Origin of the sequence: Sphingobacterium multivorum, assembly GCF_900457465.1 — a bacterium.
GTDB classification, from domain to species: domain Bacteria; phylum Bacteroidota; class Bacteroidia; order Sphingobacteriales; family Sphingobacteriaceae; genus Sphingobacterium; species Sphingobacterium multivorum.
The window spans coordinates 446,429-465,283 of sequence record NZ_UAUU01000011.1 but is presented as its reverse complement, the minus strand read 5'-3'; the positions used below and the strand labels follow the sequence as shown (position 1 = coordinate 465,283).

The 18,855-nt window shown below is 37.3% G+C and carries 16 protein-coding genes; 3 read left to right on the top strand and 13 right to left on the bottom strand.

Annotated elements, in window-relative coordinates; all coding sequences use genetic code 11:
- Window positions 1-257 precede the first annotated feature (257 nt).
- Window positions 258-968 (top strand): acylneuraminate cytidylyltransferase family protein, encoded by a 711-nt coding sequence (locus DTA23_RS18975; protein ID WP_112375667.1) that lies wholly within the window; start codon window positions 258-260, stop codon window positions 966-968.
- Window positions 931-2,319: a hypothetical protein gene (locus DTA23_RS18970; RefSeq protein WP_112375666.1), complete on the top strand. Its 1,389-nt coding sequence runs from the start codon at window positions 931-933 to the stop codon at window positions 2,317-2,319. Before DTA23_RS18975 ends, DTA23_RS18970 begins: the two co-directional genes overlap by 38 nt.
- A 764-nt stretch (window positions 2,320-3,083) precedes the next feature.
- Here DTA23_RS18970 and DTA23_RS18965 read toward each other — a convergent pair.
- The 13 genes from DTA23_RS18965 to DTA23_RS18905 all read right to left on the bottom strand — a co-directional run bounded on the left by DTA23_RS18965 (window position 3,084) and on the right by DTA23_RS18905 (window position 17,710).
- Complete coding sequence (locus DTA23_RS18965) at window positions 3,084-3,752, bottom strand: glycosyltransferase family 25 protein (protein ID WP_112375665.1); 669 nt, start codon at window positions 3,750-3,752, stop codon at window positions 3,084-3,086.
- A gap of 10 nt (window positions 3,753-3,762) precedes the next feature.
- Window positions 3,763-4,413 (bottom strand): glycosyl transferase, encoded by a 651-nt coding sequence (locus DTA23_RS18960; RefSeq protein WP_112375664.1) that lies wholly within the window; start codon window positions 4,411-4,413, stop codon window positions 3,763-3,765.
- Between the two features lie 415 nt (window positions 4,414-4,828).
- Entirely contained in the window at window positions 4,829-5,785 is a 957-nt protein-coding gene (locus DTA23_RS18950; RefSeq protein WP_112375662.1) for an HlyD family secretion protein, read from the bottom strand.
- Between the two features lie 8 nt (window positions 5,786-5,793).
- A complete protein-coding gene (locus DTA23_RS29450) occupies window positions 5,794-6,789 on the bottom strand; it encodes a peptidase domain-containing ABC transporter (protein WP_256604317.1) in 996 nt (331 codons plus the stop codon).
- Window positions 6,790-6,838: 49 nt separating this feature from the next.
- On the bottom strand, window positions 6,839-7,945 hold the full coding sequence (locus DTA23_RS29445; RefSeq protein ID WP_256604315.1) for a cysteine peptidase family C39 domain-containing protein: 1,107 nt from the start codon (window positions 7,943-7,945) through the stop codon (window positions 6,839-6,841).
- Between the two features lie 125 nt (window positions 7,946-8,070).
- Complete coding sequence (locus tag DTA23_RS18940; protein WP_112375661.1) at window positions 8,071-9,186, bottom strand: TlpA disulfide reductase family protein; 1,116 nt, start codon at window positions 9,184-9,186, stop codon at window positions 8,071-8,073.
- A 195-nt stretch (window positions 9,187-9,381) separates the two neighbouring features.
- Window positions 9,382-10,490, bottom strand: a protein-coding gene (locus DTA23_RS18935) for an IS3 family transposase (protein ID WP_204990826.1) whose coding sequence is annotated in 2 segments (ribosomal slippage) — window positions 9,382-10,229 and window positions 10,229-10,490 — 1,110 coding nt in all. Because the reading frame shifts where the segments join, the coding sequence is not laid out codon by codon here.
- A gap of 368 nt (window positions 10,491-10,858) precedes the next feature.
- Window positions 10,859-14,503 (bottom strand): M1 family aminopeptidase, encoded by a 3,645-nt coding sequence (locus DTA23_RS18930; RefSeq protein ID WP_112375659.1) that lies wholly within the window; start codon window positions 14,501-14,503, stop codon window positions 10,859-10,861.
- Entirely contained in the window at window positions 14,496-15,380 is an 885-nt protein-coding gene (locus DTA23_RS18925) for an ABC transporter ATP-binding protein (protein WP_046672130.1), read from the bottom strand. Before DTA23_RS18925 ends, DTA23_RS18930 begins: the two co-directional genes overlap by 8 nt.
- A gap of 467 nt (window positions 15,381-15,847) precedes the next feature.
- Window positions 15,848-16,246 (bottom strand): VOC family protein, encoded by a 399-nt coding sequence (locus DTA23_RS18920; RefSeq protein WP_112375658.1) that lies wholly within the window; start codon window positions 16,244-16,246, stop codon window positions 15,848-15,850.
- A gap of 12 nt (window positions 16,247-16,258) precedes the next feature.
- Window positions 16,259-16,708 (bottom strand): SRPBCC family protein, encoded by a 450-nt coding sequence (locus DTA23_RS18915; RefSeq protein WP_046672128.1) that lies wholly within the window; start codon window positions 16,706-16,708, stop codon window positions 16,259-16,261.
- Between the two features lie 94 nt (window positions 16,709-16,802).
- Window positions 16,803-17,225, bottom strand: coding sequence for a DoxX family protein (locus DTA23_RS18910; RefSeq protein WP_112375657.1), 423 nt, complete (start codon window positions 17,223-17,225; stop codon window positions 16,803-16,805).
- Between the two features lie 62 nt (window positions 17,226-17,287).
- Window positions 17,288-17,710, bottom strand: a complete 423-nt coding sequence (locus DTA23_RS18905) for an SRPBCC domain-containing protein (RefSeq protein ID WP_112375656.1) — start codon at window positions 17,708-17,710, stop codon at window positions 17,288-17,290.
- A gap of 135 nt (window positions 17,711-17,845) precedes the next feature.
- Here DTA23_RS18905 and DTA23_RS18900 point away from each other — a divergent pair, with 135 nt between their 5' ends.
- Window positions 17,846-18,835 (top strand): GlxA family transcriptional regulator, encoded by a 990-nt coding sequence (locus DTA23_RS18900; protein ID WP_112375655.1) that lies wholly within the window; start codon window positions 17,846-17,848, stop codon window positions 18,833-18,835.
- Window positions 18,836-18,855: the final 20 nt, after the last annotated feature.

Sequence of the window (18,855 nt, the reverse complement as noted above, 5' to 3'; positions counted from 1 at the left end):
TTACTCAATATTTATTTTAAACCAAAATAGAATTCATATAATATTTTGTTAACTTTAGGTAATTATTTGGATTATGTTCTACATAAAACGAATATACATAAATAAGTTAAATAAAAAAATAAATTTCATAAATTTCAATTACAGCATTTTCACAATCAAAAATCAACAATATAAAATATAATTATAAATATAAGTCACATATATTAAATGAATATTCTCCAAAGAATAACCCATTAAAACGACAAAAAAGATTATGTATGACAAATAAGCTTATTGCATTTATACCTCTCAGAAAAGGTAGTAAAGGTATCATTGGAAAGAACCATAAATATTTTAACGGTAAACCACTGTTTCAATGGATTTTAGACACTGCCTTAAAAACTCATAAATTCGATGAAATATGGGTGGCTACAAACGATGATATTATAAAAAAAATTCTCGTTGAAGTATATCCGAATAAAGTACTTTTGTTTCACCGAAGCAATAAAAATGCTGATGATAATTCGCCAACTACAGACGTAGTTCTTGAATTTTTAAATGAACACACTTACCTCCAAAATGATAAACTCATATTGTTACAGGCAACATCGCCCCAAACTTCCGTATATGACATACAGGCAGTTATTGCCAAAATAATTGATAATCAATACGATTCAGTTTTATCATGTCTTAGATTAAAACATTTTAGGTGGACGGAAGATGGCGATTCTTTGGATTATAATTGGGAAAATAAACCTAGGAGACAGGATTATAAAGGCTATTTAATTGAATCTGGTGCAATATATGGAAGCACCATTCAGGCCATATTACAAAGTAAACAACTGATTTCTGGAACAGTCGGTACAGTCGAAATAACCAGCCCATTCGCTATCGAAATTGATGAACCGATCGATTGGGAAATAGCAGAAACATATGTTAAATATTTGCAAAATGAAGAAAAAAAAAGATTATTACCTCGAGTTTATTGAAACGGTAGAGGAACTGTTACTCCTATTTATCAACAGATGTCAGCATATTAATAAAGCAGCTATTAATTTAGAAAGGCTAGATTTTTCCAAGACAATAATCAATACATTATGGACACATATCTTTTTCTTTTATAGAGATGAATATAATAATGAACGATTAAAGAGAAATACAAAAAAAAATCTCAAAAGACTTATCTGGAACAATGATCTGAAACCGTTGCTTCCGAATTCAAACGAAATAGGTTATATAGAAACAGTCCCCTGTAAAGCTATTACAGATATGGATTATCTTGAGGAATATAACGGAGCTGTATGTTTCTATTGTTATAACATAAGACAGCTTTACTATTTTCTTCCAATACTAGAAAGGATTCAGGAAAAAACAGTTATTTTCTATAATTTTGATTTAGGAAATTTTAGTACTGAAAATCAAAATATTATTTTTATTGAATTTTGTTTGAGAAGCGATTTCAAGTGTTTTTATCAATCATTTTTGCAGAGAAACTTTCCCTATTTGTTTTGGTTTACTAATAATTTTATGGGATACCTCTCTGCATTAAAACCAAAATGTATAGTTCTTTTGGAGGGCTGCCATTCAGAAATGGAAGCACTGGCTATAATTGGAAAACAGATTCAAATTCAGACTCTATGTCTACAACAAGGTTGGCCTTCAGTAATGCATTCTAGATTCCGTAATATGACATACGACTACTTTCTTACCTGGGGAAATATATTCAATGGGCTCTGGAAGAAATATAACTCAGACCCAGAATTTGTATCAATAGGATATTGCTATAAAGTTCCAAAATTGGCAAAAGAAAATATAATTACCTTTTTTCTACAAGCTCCGATTATTATTTTAAATGAGCAATACTTCGAAAATATTTTAGAATTTGCATTATGGTGTGCAGAGAGCTTTCCAAAATATAAAGTATGGGTTCGTGAGCATCCCGAGTTTACTATTGAACAAAGCTGGGTTAGTAAATTCAGCCAATTTCCAAATATAGAAATAAAAAGCAGTGGAGATCTAAGTAGTATATTTTCACTAACGAAAATCGGCGTCTCCACATTTTCTTCAACACTTATGGAAGGTTTGGTTCATAACGTCATCCCTATTGTTTTGGAGCTATCTTCTGTTCCTTATTACCCGCAAGATATAAAAGGAAAGAAGCTAGGATATATAGCCAAAACAATCGAACAAGCAAAGGTAGATATGTGTTCTATCATCGACAACCAATCTGTTTACAAAGAAAATTTTAATATAATTCGTAAAGAAAAGCAGGATTATTTTTTCGCTACAGGAGACATTGCTATAAACAATGGACTGGATTTCTTTAAAAAATTCAACTAAAAACTTGGTCTAGAAACTCATTAAATGGTTAAATGTGATATTTAAACAGGATAGTCAACCTATACATAAATGGGTCAAACTGTAACCTCAGAAAAATATTACAATTAATCTCAACAGGGAAAGATCAATCGAACGTTCTGTTGTAAATATGCACCAAAACCCCAAAATATATATAGCCGGAAATTTTATCTCGCAGGTTAACCATTTCTATTGATTTGCATCTTTAGAACCTTAATTAATTATGAGGATTTTATTAATGTTTTTTTTCCGAGCAACATCTTAAGGGTATCTAAACTTATTTAATTTATCGTTTTCACTGCAAATTATGTAACGATAGTGTAACAGTACCAAATTTTGATAAGTAAAAAATATTCAATATATTGCCTTAGCAAGCTAGAAACAACGTTTTTGTGTCAGGTAATGAGGTACCGACTATTAGACTCATAAAATTATCCTCCCGAATCCTTCATAACATCTGCAAAAAGTCCGTAGGGGAATCGAACCCTAATTGCATTAATCTATTTATCAGTAAATTACAAACCTTATTTTTTCTTACTCATCGAATTACTCACTGGTTTGAAATACGTTTTAGCTGCAAGCGCTTTATAGAACTAATCTAAGGCTTTGATGCCAATATTCCAAACGATTATCCAAGCAAAAATAGGTTTTCTCATAGTAATTGAGAACGACAACCCAAGATGCAACGAAAAAGCTTTTTGTCAAGATATTTGCCAGAGCTTAAATCCGTATAACATCATAATCATTTAGGTTCTCTCTCCTATTGTTAAAACATTACTCCAATACACCTCATGAATTTTATGCATCCTTAACATTGTATACTGGATAATAGCTTCCAAATGTCCTTCTACACCATTTATCGATGTGATATCGGAATAACCGAATTCTTTCTGAATGGAAATCATAGGATACATAACAAATTTGTTGCTCGTCATTTCCGAAAACTTACCATCGGCAACGTCCTTCTCTGAAAATGGTTCTGCTAAAATTGCTTCAAAAAACGAACGATAAACAACAACAAATTGAGTTCCCCAAAAGGCATCAATCCATGTCAATCCCGATGGAAGCGGCAGGATATTCGTATATCCACCAAGAATTCCACCAAGTAAGAAATTTGCTCCCAATCGGTTTGCTTCGTAAATAGCTGACAGAAAGTTTTCAGTGTTATAATCTGAGGTAAACTCATGATCATCCTCACAAATTATGATAACGTCTTCATCATTTTCAAGAGCCATCTTTATAATACGGCATATACTCATCCAAAGCCCAATCGCTCCGTTCACGTGGACAGAAGCATCGACTACTTTTACGTCAAATTCTTTTCGCCCCTCATACTGGGATAAAATGTGCTTCAATCTATCCTTTCTTTTTGGGATATTTATAACATAGGTAGATATACTAATTTCGCTTACCATGATCTTTAATTTAAAGGTTTTCTAACTGAGCGCGTAAAGACAATAACGTCTCAAGACGTTGCTCTGTTTTTTTGAAGTATTCATCCACCCTTCCCTTTTGTTCATTTTTTTTAGTCACATCTGAATAGCCAAACTCTTTTTGGATAGAAATAAAAGGATACATACAATACATGTTCTGACTTATTTCACTCATTTTCATATCAATATTATCATATTCCTTAAAGTCGAGATTCAGAATTCGTTTAAAAAAACGGTTAAAAATCAATGCAAATTGAAATCCTGAAAAATAATTGATCCAAAAGAGATCTTGGCCTACCTGTACTGCATCTTCAAAGTGACTCACTCCACCGAGTAAAATATCAGCTTGCTTTTGATCTGCTTTTTTTATAAGGTTCCTCAGATTATCCTCATTGTAATTAGAGGTGAAACAATGAGCATCCTCGCATATAATGACGTAGTTTAGCTGCTCTCTCTCCGCGTCCATAACTATCTTATGCAAAGTCTGCCACAACCCTATTGCGCCAATTGTGTGCTCAATGGCTCGAACAACACGAAGTTCAAATTCCGCTCTGTCACGGAATTGACCGATAATGTGATTCTTTCTATCAATTCTTCTACCCAGATTAATTGAAACAACTGGAATTTTTTCTTTCACTTTCATATTACAATTTTTATTTTTTTGTAAAATTCTACCTATGAAACATTATTATTTTTCTATATATCAATTAAATACGATCTAACCTTTACCTGTTCGTTGATATTCAAGATTTTTGGTGAGATTATACCATACTCTTTTGAATATAGATTTGTCTTCTGTTATAATCTCTGCATTGCCTAGAATTCCAGGCTTAAGCTGAATCAAGGAATCTTTACCACTACGTAGGAGATCGAGCTTAACAAAAAAAGTACTGTCCCCTATGGGTATTTCTGAAATATACGATACTCTGCCACGAAGATATCCATATTCCCCATACGGGTAGCTCCGAACTTTTATAAGAGCCTGTTGACCAAGCTTTACCTTCGCCGAAATGTCCTGAGATATTGTCAATTCACCGTAGTATTGTTCATTTTTTGGGTTAATATAGAAAAGCTTTTGGCCCACAGAAAACAGATTGGTTAACTTGCAGGAATTCGCTATATATTAGTTTCCCCTCGGAAAAACTTACAATCACATATTGTTTTTTCCAGTTTTCTGCATCACTAATAAAACTGTTCAGTGATTGAATAAATTTCTTCTGCTCTTCCGTAATCTGGTTTTCAATATCTGCGAGTTCCCTATGTTTGGATATGATATTGCCTTCGTAGGAAATCAAATTATTTTCCATCTGAGGGATTATCTGCCTTTTGGAGAGTAACAGAGTTTCTTTTTCCTGCAGTTCGGCAGGGCTGATAACTTTCTTTTCGGCAAGAAGTTTATATTTTTCATAATCTTGCTCAGCAAGTTTCAATTGTTGCTTTTGCAATTGAAATGATTGATTGCTTTTTTCATATTGCTTATTTACATTCGCGACCTCTTTATTGATCACTATCCTTCGTTTTTGAAAAATACCATTATTTCGGGATGAGAGATAGTTCAAATATGCAAGATAAAAGGTATGATAGCTCTCTTGAAGCTCGCCTAGATTAAGATTTCTAGCCATAATTCTTTCTTTGAGATCATAGGGGCTTTCATAATTTTTTTGTAATTCGTACAAATGTCCCAATAGGCTTAAAACTTGATCGTGGTCTGCCGTACTTTCCAAATACGCTAATGGCGTGCCCGGTGTCACCCAGTTTCCATCTTTAAGGAGCAATTTCACCAAATTACCTGATACTTTGGCCGATACGAACTTCGGAGACTCTTCAGTATTAAATTTAACTGGTACGTTTATCATTTCCGGATAACGAATAAAGCAAGATATACCCAATAATGCCACAACCATAAACAAAATACAGCTTATTCCCCATCGTAACAGCCACGATGGAGGCTTAGTTATAATTTCTTGAAGATCTTCAGAATTGGATTCTGATTCGATGATTATTTGCTCTTCCATAAAGTGTTCTAACTTCCCAGTTCCAATTGATTTCTTACCTGTTCAAAATACTTCCCTCTCATCTGCACTAAATGATGATGTGAACCTTGTTCAACAATTTCTCCTTTCTCTACAACGACAATATTGTCTGCATTCTTGACTGTGCTCAGTCGATGGGCGATCACAATCACTGTTCTATTCTTAAAAAATGAGTTTAAGTTCTCAATGATCGCTTTCTCATTATTTGCATCCAACGCATTGGTCGCCTCATCCAAAAATATAAACTCAGGTTCCTTATATACAGCCCTCGCTATCATAAAACGCTGGCGTTGGCCCTGGCTCACCCCTTTTCCAGCAGTTCCGATCTTGGTTGCTAATCCGAAAGGTTGTTCACTAATGAATTCCGTTAGGTTCGCTATTTCAATTGCTTTCTGCAACCGCTGAATGTCTGGAAACTCATCATTAACAGCTATATTTCTTTCGATAGTATCAGCATACACATAATTATCCTGGAGAACAGCCCCACATGCCCCTCGCCATAGGGCAAAGTCAATCTGCTCCAGCCGCTTTCCACCAACAAATATTTCACCTTCCTCAGAATTATAAAAACGTAAGAGAAGTTTGAGTATTGTTGTTTTTCCACTGCCACTAGTTCCAACTATAGCTGTTGTTTTACCGGCGGGAAAATGCAGGTTTAACTTCGTAAATATAGGCTCATTTCCAGCCCCGTAGTATCGAAAAGTCAAATTACGAATTTCTATATCCTTTCGTTCTGGTAAATTGATCAGATAATCTCGCTGCATATCTTCCTCACCATCCGCTTCGTAAATTTCATTGAGACGTTCCATACTAATTTTCGCATCCTGATATGCGTGCATAAATCCCAGTAATGACTCTACAGGGCTACTCACCATGCCCGCAATATATTGGACTGCCATCATCCCACCTAGAGTCATATCACCATCAATCACAGCTTTTGCACTCAAATAAGTAATGAGAATACCTTTCGTCTGATTGATTGCCATAGAACCCAAAGACTGAAATTGTGATAATGCAAGGCTTTTTACCTTAAATTTAAAAAAAAACGGGCCTGAAGCGCTTCCCATCCCATCGTTTCTGCTTCTGAGCATTATTTAACTTGATATCCTTAATGCTCTGAATCATCTCCACGGTATATGTTTGATTTTCGGAAGCTATCTTAAATTTCCTGTTATCCAGATCTCTTCTATATTTCATAAATAATAATATCCAACCTGTATAAAACAAGGTTGAGATAAAAAACACAAAAAAGATCACTTTATTATAGATTATCAATAGCGTCCCAAAAATCAACATATTGATTAAAGAAAATAGAATGTTCAGAGTGTCCCCAGTAACGAACGCTTCTATACGTTGTTGATCTGACATACGCTGCATAAGATCGCCATGCGTCTTAACATCGAAAAATTCCATAGGCAATTTCATGATCTTTATCAATAGATCAGTTAGGATGGAGATATTCACCCGCGTACTAATATGCAGGAGAATCCAAGAACGTATAAATGAAACGGCTGTACCACCAATAAAAAGCATAAGCTGGGCGATAAGGATAAGATTGATAAAGCTTATGTTTTTTGTACTAATACCAATTTCCACTACGGATTGAGTAAGAAATGGACCAATGAGCTGTAAAATAGTTCCCAGGAAAAACCCTAAAGCCAATTGGATAAACAACCTTTTATATTTATAAAAATAAAGTAACAACTTCATCCATTTTAGTGAAAGATTATCCTTCTCCTCGTCTAGCTTATAAAGTTCTGGGCCAGGGCTTAGTATGAGAGAAAGACCCAAATGCAATTCCTTTGACGAATACCAGTTCTTTGCAAACTCTTTACTATGATATTTTATTAACTCTACAGAAGGATCTGCCACATAATAAGTTTCCTTCTTCACCTTATAGACCACCACAAAATGGTTCGGATTCCAGTGTAAGATACATGGAAGGTCAACTTCCCCAAGCTGTTCAAGAGTAAGACGTACACCATATGTACGAAAACCCAGCTTTTCTGCCGCCTCAATAATTCCTAGTAAATTGACACCTCTACCTGTTGTCTGGCACAATCTACGAATCTTATGAATAGAAATAGTTTGTCCATAGTACTTGAAGATCATGAGAAGGCAAGTAGCCCCACTATCCATCATGTCCATCTGTTTATAATAAGGAAAACGCTTTGTTACTTTTTTATAGAATTATTTTGCTCATGTAACTACAAATATTTTTTAAAATCATTCATCAAAATATGGCGGTGAAACTTCAATTCTCTTAATTAGTTTTTAGCTAGATTTTCAGTAATAATTTTGTCATAGTTTTTTATATTTTCCTTGTCATAACCTATGAGTTTGTTAATGATTTTACCTTGATTATTGACAAATAGAACCGCCGGGATACTTCCATCTAGCTCCAATATATCATACAAGAAATTTATTTTTTCAGATGGTACGATAAACTGCTCCCAAGGCATATTGTTCTCTTCCAGACTCTTCTTCCATGCAAGCTCATTTCGATCCAATGACACAGATACCCAATGGACGTTATCTTCATTCTTGTATTTTTTGTATAGCTCCTTCAAAGCGGGGATTTCCTGCAAACATGGTCCACACCAACTAGCCCAAAACACCAATATATTAACTTTACTATTTCGATCAATAATCCGTTTTACCCCACCATCAACAAACTTCAGTTCAAGCGAAACAATTTTCCCTGAAGAAACTTGCCGATTCGATATGGACTCTTTTATTGCGACAGTCTCCTTCCTCTGCTTCATATCATCATTAAAAAGTGACAGAAGAAGTTGCAATTGTCGGACACTGAAATTTGCCCGATTTTCCGAAATTTGTTTTAGCAAATAGATAGAATAGGGATACTCTTTGACCTGTTGCTGTACATTAACAAATTCGGAATCTGTGATACGTTTATTTAGATCCCAGTTGACGCTATACATAGCCCGGGTCTGTTTTCCAGCACTCAGGGGTTCATCCGGATATACTAATTGTATGTTGTCGGCCATTTTAATCTGTCTTGAATGAAAAACCTTTAAGCTTCCCCCCAATTTCACCGTGTCATCGGCCATAAAAAAATCTACCTGTAGCGGACCTCCTCTAAATGTTCTATCCGTCGGAAACTGAAAAATGGATTTCATGCCATTATCATCTATATGGCTTAAGGTGTAAAAATCATTTTCTGGATCTCTCTGTAATGAAAAGGAAAATTTCCCATCTTTGGCATAAACTGAATCAATCGCTTTTCTTTCAGAATTTAATAAGTACACGGTACCCGCAGAAAGATTTTTAATATTACCCATGATATATACCGAGTCTTTTGGAGCAGTTGTAGGGCCACAACTCGCAATAAAAAGCAATAAATTTAAATAAATTAGCCTCATATAAATAAAAATTAGAAGTGTTCATTCATAAAGAATGAACACTTGATTTAATTACTACCAATCTTTATAGCATCTACTAATACCACTATTGGAAGTCAAATGGACCTCTCCTAGTCCAGCATCACAATAACATCTGGGGATTGAGCTTGTATAAGTACCCCATTTTTCCGACAGCTGGGATTGGACTTTTCTAATTTACGTTACTAATTGATTTATTTGTTGTTTGTGTCTAATATTTTTTGATAATTCCGTTGGTGTAAGATTCCCAAGACCTTCATGGGGTCTGTTGTTATTGTATTCATCCATCCATAGCTGGGTATGTTCTCTTACTTCTGACAAGTTGAAAAATAAATAAGCATCCAAAATTTCTTTGCGATAACTTCGGTTGAACCGTTCGATGTAACCGTTCTGCATAGGCTTACCGGGCTGGATAAATTGAATACCGATTCCCTGGTCTTTACACCAGAGCTCAAAATGATGACTGGTGAATTCAGGACCATTATCTACGCGTAGACAGAGCGGTTTGCCCCACCATTCTATAATTTGTTCAAGTGTCCGAGTTACCCGCAAAGAAGAAATTGAAGTAACTATTTCGATACATAATATCTCACGGGAACAGTCATCCATCACATTAAAAGTTCTAAACCTGTTTCCGCTGGCCAAGCTATCGCTCATAAAGTCCATGCTCCATTTTTGATTAATACTGCTCTGTTGTTCCAAACGTTGTTTCTCCCGAGTAGGTAGCCGACGTTTCCCACGCCGCTTCTTGTTCATATTAAGTAGCTTATATACTCTGTATACTTTTTTATGGTTCCATGGCTTACCTTCTCTGCGCAGGTAGGCATATAGTGTTCGAAATCCATATACAGGATGTTTGGAAGACAGTTGATCTAATGCTGCTATAAAAGCACTATCATCTTTCTTACTAACATAGTAATATTGTGAACGGCACATACCTGTCAATTTACAGGCTCCGGTGACACTCAAACCGTGATCTAGGATAATCTCCTGGATCAACTGTTTTTGTTGCCGGAGCCCCAACCTTTTTTTGTGATAACTTCTTTTAGGATATCATGGTTCATACTCAGTTCGGCAAACATCTTTTTTAAGCGTGCATTTTCTTCTTCAAGTTCCTTCAGGCGCTTGACATCTGATGCTTCCATGCCACCGTAACGGCTTTTCCAATTATAAAAGGTGGATTTGCTGATCTCAAGCTCTCGGCAGATATCTTCGGTCTTTCGACCTTCTTCTCCCTCTTTGAGTGCTCGCACAATCTGGGTTTCTGTAAAACGTGTCTTTTTCATCTTATTACTTAAATCTAAACATTTATGTCCAGTTTTAAGCTGTTGGATTTTTTGGGACACTTACAGAACCTTAGTTAATTATGAGGATTTTATTAATGTTTTGTTTCCGAGCAACATCTTAAGGGTATCTAAACTTATTTAATTTATCGTTTTCACTGCAAATTATGTAACGATAGTGTAACAGTACCAAATTTTGATAAGTAAAAAATATTCAATATATTGCCTTAGCAAGCTAGAAACAACGTTTTTGCGTCAGGTAATGAGGTACCGACTATTAGACTCATAATCTTTTGGTCCCTGGTTCGAGCCCAGGTGGGAGCACAAAAAATCCTCATCATGCGATGAGGATTTTTTTATAACTACCCTTTTTATATTTCCTTTCGATTATCGTCCGATTCAATATCGATCAATTTATTGTAAGGGTCTATGCCGACCTGTTCGGGTTTTTGATCAACAATTAGCGTCATCGTATTGTTGATTCGATCGATTTTATGCTTTTTTAGATAAAGCTCCTGACGTTTATTACCGTCTTTGCTTTTCTTATCCGAGAAAACACCTACCTCAATATAGTCTGCCAATGGCAATGATTTCAGGGTCACACGATCTGATTTCTTAAAGGACAGTGGCTGTCCACCTTCGTCATTGTAACTCTTTTTCCCATTGCCATCTACGCGGTATTTAGAAACTTCAAATTGGATATCAACCTGATATTTACCATTTTTAAGTTTCTTAGAACTTACTTTTTCTATTTTGTTGTTATATAGGGTGATCGTTTCAAACATATCTTTAATCAGGTAACGTAAGGAATCTGGAGTCGCCTGTCTAAAACTATCCACAAACTCCGACGACGTTGTATACGGTGGGTTTTGAAACGCTGTACGTTGTAAATAAGATTGAGCTGTCCGGTTAAAAAGATCCTCGCCCAGATAATCGCTCAAGGCATACAGTACCAAGGATCCCTTTTGGTAATGAATATACATTTGATTTTCATTATACATCAACGGCTTTTCACCGAGTTTTTCGGCACTTCGCCCTTGTAAATAGCCATCGAGCGCATCTTTGAGAAACTTACGCATCTGCCCTTTCCCATATCTTCTTTCCAAAACCTTTAGCGATGAATATTCCGACATACTTTCGGACATCAATGTCGCTCCCTGCACATTGGCTCCTACCACTTGATGTGCCCACCACTGATGTGCAATTTCATGGGCTGTTACCGCGTAGGGATAATCGACTGCATCTTCCTTTTTCTCATTGACATCAGCAATAAAGCCGATCGCTTCGGAAAAAGGAATAGTATTGGCAAAGGACTGTGCGAAAGTTCCTGCTGTGCGCGGAAATTCAATAATACGTAATTGTCGATGCGGGTAAGCACTATATTCTTTCGTATAGTAAGCCAAAGAAGCTTTACTGGAAGCCATCATGCGATCCAGGTTATAGGTATGCCCCTTATGGTAATAGATCTCTAAATTAACCCCGTTCCACTTATCTTTTTTGACTTCATATTCGGCAGAATTAAAAGCAAAAAAGTTCAGGATTTCCGAATCCATCTTATACTGATAGTACTTACGACCATCTTTTTCCCATTCTTTTGTGAGATAGCCTGGAGCAATAGCCAACTGATTTTTGGCTGTGCTAACCGTAGCTTCAAAACGGATCCAATCGGCATCATTAGATATATAGTTATTCTGAAGGGCCCTTTTGTCAGTCTGTGGAGCCATTCTATCCCGGTGTGGCAGTCCGTATTTCTTTCGAATATCATTATCTACCAGCTCGCCACGGTCAAGATAGCCTATATTCGGAAAAAGCATATTGTTGATAAAAGTGCCATTGCCCTTCACAGGAGACTTTTCATTTATCCAGGTGTTGGCCGGACTAGCCGTGCTAAATTTCAATACAATAGAATCGCCCGGAGCCATAGGCTTTGCGAGTTTATAAATATTGAAATTATATTTATCGTCGGCCGATATCAATTTATTCGGCACACTTAAAGAAAAGGTATAATCGTAATCATTATAATTGACGAAAATGGAATCTATAGGCGTATTCGTCTTGTTTTTTAGCACATAGGCCGCATTCGCTTTAAAACTACGCTTATCGGGAAAAATATCTAAATTAAACTTGACATCCACAACACGGGGCTGCGGCCTGTATTGGTACTTTTTATATTTCTTCTCCCATTCCACAGCCTGTTTTTCATGATCTAAACTGGTATAATAGGGATTTTTAACATGATTTTCGTAATAGATTGCAGCACCGATGCCGATAAAGCCCGCAAAGGCAAAAATGAGTATCGCCGTGGTTACCGGCCCCAAGTTCGCCTTAAAAATACGCCAACGCTCGCTAATTCCTGAAAAACTACCTCTCCGCCACAACAACAGGGCTATAACAGCAAAGAACACCGCAAAAAGTAGCCAATAAACCCGATAGGTTAAAAACGGTAGAACGTAACCAAATCCATCCATATCCGAGTAATCGAGATCCGGTCCCTGGTTAAACTGATAGATTTCCTGTTCTACACCGACCATGGATAAAAAAGGTAATCCAATAAAGAGGGTCAGTAACACAAAAAATCCAGCCAGGTAATTCTTGAAAAGCGTATGTACAAAAAGTGAAATGAAGAGCCACACCAAGTTTGACAGCATACCGTATACCATCAGGTGCATCACATATTGTCCGATTTCAAAATTATAATAACGATAGTATATTTGGAAGCCCATGCAGGTCACAATCACAACGGCCAGCAAGGTTAATTGCATCAAAAGAATTGCGAGAACCTTCGATCCCATAAAAGCCCAGTTGGGTACCGCTGTGGTATCCAGTAGTCCCCCCATCCGAGTAATACTTCCACGATGCACAAGAAGTCCCGTAAAAAGAAAAGTGAGGATCAGCAGGAAAAATTTAAATGTAGTCCCCGGGATCATCAGCATTTTCCAGGTCACGGGATAGGTCGACGTTCCGAATATCGAACCAATGGTACTTGCCATTAAGATAATGAACAATACTCCTACCAAAGTCAATATTAAAAACACCGGATTTTTGACAATATATCGGTAGTCATACCGTGCCATCATCCACATTGTTCTTAAATAATGAAATGTCGAAAAATCATAATTTACTTTAGGTAGATTGATTTTGAAGACACTATCAAAGTTATTTTTGGTTAAACGGGCTCCTTTTTTCGACGATTTAAAGGAAATCGAATGTTGTGAAAAAGAAAACAACACATAAAACCCGCCAATGAATAGGGCTGCGACCGCAAGCCATATTAACCGGTTATAAATAACAGCTCCAGTAAATGGCAGGTTGTTTACATTCTTCTCTTCAGGAGACCAGTATTGTGTATAATACGAGATGGCACTATCCCCAAAAGGATCGATCAATGCCCCAACGAAACGGTTGTCCATGTTGTTTGCCAGATTCTGAACCAGCACCTGAAGAATAATAAGAATCAGCACCGCAACAAAACCAACGTATACGTTTCGTGTCAATGTTACCAGCACAAAGATAATTGCACTAAAAATAATGAGATTAGGGATAACCTGCACAAGATAGGTTTGTAAATAAGCCCCAACCTGAATTGGCCCCAAAAGGGATTGATTGATGCCTGGTACAAATTGTGCAACGATAATCCCCAGGGTTGAAGCAAATACAATAACCAATACAACAGCCACCGATCCAAAGAATTTACCGAGTAGATAATCCGTTTTTGAGAAAGGGTAACTGAAAAGTATCGTATGCACCTGATATTGAAAATCCCGGTAGACGCAGGCTCCAACGATGGACGGTATCAAAAAATAGATAATAGTCGACATACCGTTGACCATGCCGTTAATTGCCCAAGGAGAATTCATCATGGTATTGGACGAAGTCGTTGCCGTTATACCGTCAAAAATACCGAGTGAAGACAGCATAATGAACAACGAAAGCGCAAAGAAGAGTGCCATATAGATGTAGACGGCCGAACTCTTAAACCAACGCGCAAACTCAAAATTAAAAATGGCTCTAAACATGGCGTTGATCATTTTTTAGCGCTACAAAATAGACATCCTCCAATTGGCCTTGAGCGTTCACAAATGATTCATCAGGACGCGCATCGCTGTACACCCGAATATTGAGCGTGTTGTCCTGATTGTAATTGGTTGAAATAACGTTATATTTTTGTGTATACTCATCCAATTGATCCCGACTGATGATACGCACCCAGATTTTACCTTCCAATTGATCAATAGATTCTTTTGGAGTGCCCCTCAAAAGGATCTTTCCTCCATTCAGAATGGCCAACTCATGGCAGAGTTCACGCACATCATCCACGATATGCGTGGAAAAAATAACGGTATGATCGGTACCTATCTCGCGTAGCACATTTAAAAAACGATGTCTTTCCGCTGGGTCAAGCCCTGCGGTCGGTTCATCAACAATGATTAACTTAGGATCATTCAGCAACAATTGCGCTATACCAAAACGTTGCTTCATACCGCCCGAATAACCACTTACACTTTTATTGCGCACGTCCCAAAGATTGGTTACCTCAAGAACACGATTGATAATGGCATCCCGATCCGCTTTAGATTTAATTCCTTTCAATTTTGCAAAATATTGCAGCAGGTCTGATGCCGACAGATTGGGATAAACACCAAATTCCTGTGGTAAATAACCCAAAACTTTCCGCAAATCAAGCTGATTTTTGAGTACATCAATATCACCAAAAGTAATACGCCCACTGTCGGGTTTCTGAAGCGTCGCAATCGTCCGCATTAAAGAAGATTTGCCTGCACCATTTGGCCCCAGTAGACCAAACATCCCAGGCTTGATTTCTAAGTTTACGCCATCTAAAGCTTTTACCCCATTAGAATAGGTCTTACTAAGGGTCTCTATTGATAAATTCATAATTTATTTTAACTGTTAATAATATGTTAGTATACCGAAACAATGATATGTTACATCAATATAGTAAAAGTTAAAAAAAAACGAAATAAAAGACTCGTTGTAGACAGGACTATGGACAAAGCAACAGCATTTTACTAGTTAACTATCCATTGGAAAAAGTGCGTCTCCAGCAGGACCAAAAAATCTGGATAGGGATCAGAAAGAATGAAGAAGTCTACTGGAAACTCCGCAATAATGGCTGGGTACTACAACGAAAAGACCCACCAAAGCTACGGCTGACCTGAAAATCAACGTATTCAACCTGCATCCCCAGTGCTGAGAGTTTGTCCCCTAAGTAGGCAAAAATAGGATCTGTCAAATAGACCTCCGGATTAATGGCACAAACTCATTTTCTACAAAGATCATAACACTGATTTTAGTACAATTTGCTTTTTTTAATAGAAAAAGCAACTATTTGAAAGAGGAAACTAAATTCCCAAAACCCAGCGTACATTGAACAAATCAGTTACCTCAATAAATTTATGTGCTGTATCACCAGATTTATTTTTGATCCTTTGGGATGTAAGTTTTCCGATTAATTCCTCGCGATCAGCATTGTCCTGACAGGGAACAAATACAGCTACATAGTTTCCCACTTTCCGACCTTCATTGTGTACGAGATCGGAGCCATAGATGACAATGCGTTCGGAAATAAGAGCGGCACTCACCACAGGAGTTTCAACATAGCCTTGAAGGGGTTCTTCGAACATCTCGAAATGTAAAGTGCCCCCGAAACAAGTCTGGTAAAAGGTAAGTGCTGCCCTACAGTTTCCTGAGAATGTAATGAATATTCCGCTTTGCAAGCGTTCCATCTGCTCAACTAGCATAATTTAAATTGATTAAGCGTCCGGTATTTCAGGTTCCACAAGCTTTTTCATTTTTTCCAAAGATTCTTGCCACCCAAGATAACACATCTCCGCGGGAATAATCTCGGGAATTCCCGTCTGTTCAATCTGAAGTTCAGTGCCACAGATCACTTTACGCAAAGAAACAGTCGTAGTCATTTCACCTGGTAAATTAGGGTCATCAAAGCGGTCCACGTACTTGATAAAACCATTTGGTTCAATCTCTAGATACTCACCACCGAAGGAATGACTATGACCTGTACTAAAATTGGTGAAAGTCATTTTGAAACTTCCCCCGACTTTAAATTCCATGTGTTGTACGGTACATAGAAAACCGTAAGGAGGAAGCCAGCTGGCATGTGCTATCGGGTCTGCAAAAGCACGGAACACTTTTTCAGGGCTCGCCTGAATAATTCGATGTAAAGAAACATGATTCGTTTTCATAGCTATATCGTTTATAAATAAATTACTACTGCTGGTTTTTTGTTTTACTTTTTCTATTAGGCATTATTTTAGGACAATCCAATCTAATAAGGCCTTAAACAACTGAGGTCTGATGATACGTTCCTGTGTTGCTCATATCTTTGCTGCTCAAGCGGGCTATTCTACCCTGATAGACGTAAGAAACAGCGAGTACCGCCAATATCACAATAGGCATAGCCATAAATGCAGCATTTTTGTCAACACAGGCATGACTGATAAAAGCAAATATTAAGTTAAATGTCAATCCAGCATAAGCCCATTCTTTTAATTTACCTGGAACCTGTGGTACAGCAATTGCAATAACGCCCAACACCTTACAGATGATTAATGCATAGGCAAAATAGTCGGGGTATCCCAACGATTTTGTGCCCGCATTGATATATTGAGGAGCAAATAATAGTGTTCCAAGTGGCATTAGTCCTTCCCAGAGAACTATAAATACCGTTGCTATCCAAAAAGCAATTTTGTTCTTTTTCATTGTATAAGTCGTTTGTGTAAGTGTATAATTTCAGTTCTGATTCACCTTGAAGTCAGGAAATATTAATTCGCAGATTCTACGTAGTTTACGAAGTTATTCAGAATAGCCTCCCAACCCGATTTTTGCAGTTCAGGATCATTTTCCTGTTCCGCTTCAAATACTGTAGTTACGTTAGTTTGCCCTTCCGTTTCCGAGAAAAACGTGTTTACAGTTCTTCCATCAGCCATGGTATAAGCAATTTCCCGATATAGATTTACCGTATGGTAGGTTCCTTCGAAGTCAAACCCAAAGCTTCCGTCTTTCGCCTCCATTCTATTTTTAAAAGTTCCATCTACACGAAGGTCATTTTCACTACTTGGGCAGTGCCAGCTCGGATCTGCCGTATTCCATTGCATGATATCCACAGGATTGTTCCAAAGTTTCCATACTTTTTCTACAGGAGCGTTAATCGCGGCTTCAACTGTAATTTTTGTCTGTCTTTCCATTGTTTTTCTATTGTTTATATTGATATAACAAAGATGCAAAGGATCACAACATTGCGGCTGTTGCAAAGACGACAACTTTAGGGGTAGATTACGACAAAAACTATTTGTACCTTTATATCATAAACCAAAAATGATATGCAAATCTCTGTTTTTGTTCCCGAATACGGTACTATCGAAGGTATTACCCCTGCGTTCAGAACCTTTCATACGGCCAATGAATTTCTAACGGCCTTTGGAAAACAGCCTATTTTTGAAGTCGAATATGTAGGTTTAACGACTTACGTCCCGGCCAATAGCGGGGAGTATACCATCAAGACAAACCGACTACTACAGGACGTTCAGAAAACAGATCTGCTTATTATACCGCCTATTTTTGGCAACATAGAAAAAGGAATACGTGATAATGCCGAAGCGATCCCTTATATCACAAAACTGTACCACAAAGGGGCTAGTCTTGCCAGTCTATGTGTGGGTGCTTTCCTGCTCGCTGAGACCGGTCTTTTAGATGGGAAAAAATGTTCGACACACTGGGCACATATCGAAGAGTTCAAGGAAAAATACCCCCACATTGAAATTGAAGATGGTGCCGTGATCACTGAACATGAAAATATCTACAGCAGTGGTGGCGCGAGCAGTTTATGGAATCTGATCCTCTATTTAGTGGAAAAGTATGCCGATAGGGAAACAGCCGTACTCATAGCCAAATATTTTGCACTGGATATCAGCCGGGATAATCAATCGCAATTCGCCATATTCAGAGGCCAACGTAATCATGCTGATCTGGATATCCAACAAGCTCAAGACTATATCGAGAAGAAGTACGAGGAGAAAATTACAGTCGAAGAACTGGCCAATCATGTCAATATTGGGCGGCGAACATTTGAACGGAGATTCAAAGAAGCAACCAACAACACGCCTGTTGAATACCTGCAACGCGTACGCATCGAAGCTGCAAAAAAGTTCTTCGAAGCATCACGAAAAAACGTCTCTGAGGTCATGTATGATGTAGGTTATACAGATACAAAAGCCTTTCGAGATATTTTCCGAAAAATTACTGGCCTTACACCAATAGATTATCGAAACAAATTTGCCAAGGTGACCGCCGATGTTGCCATCGAGCAATAAGCTTTGATAAACAATAAAGC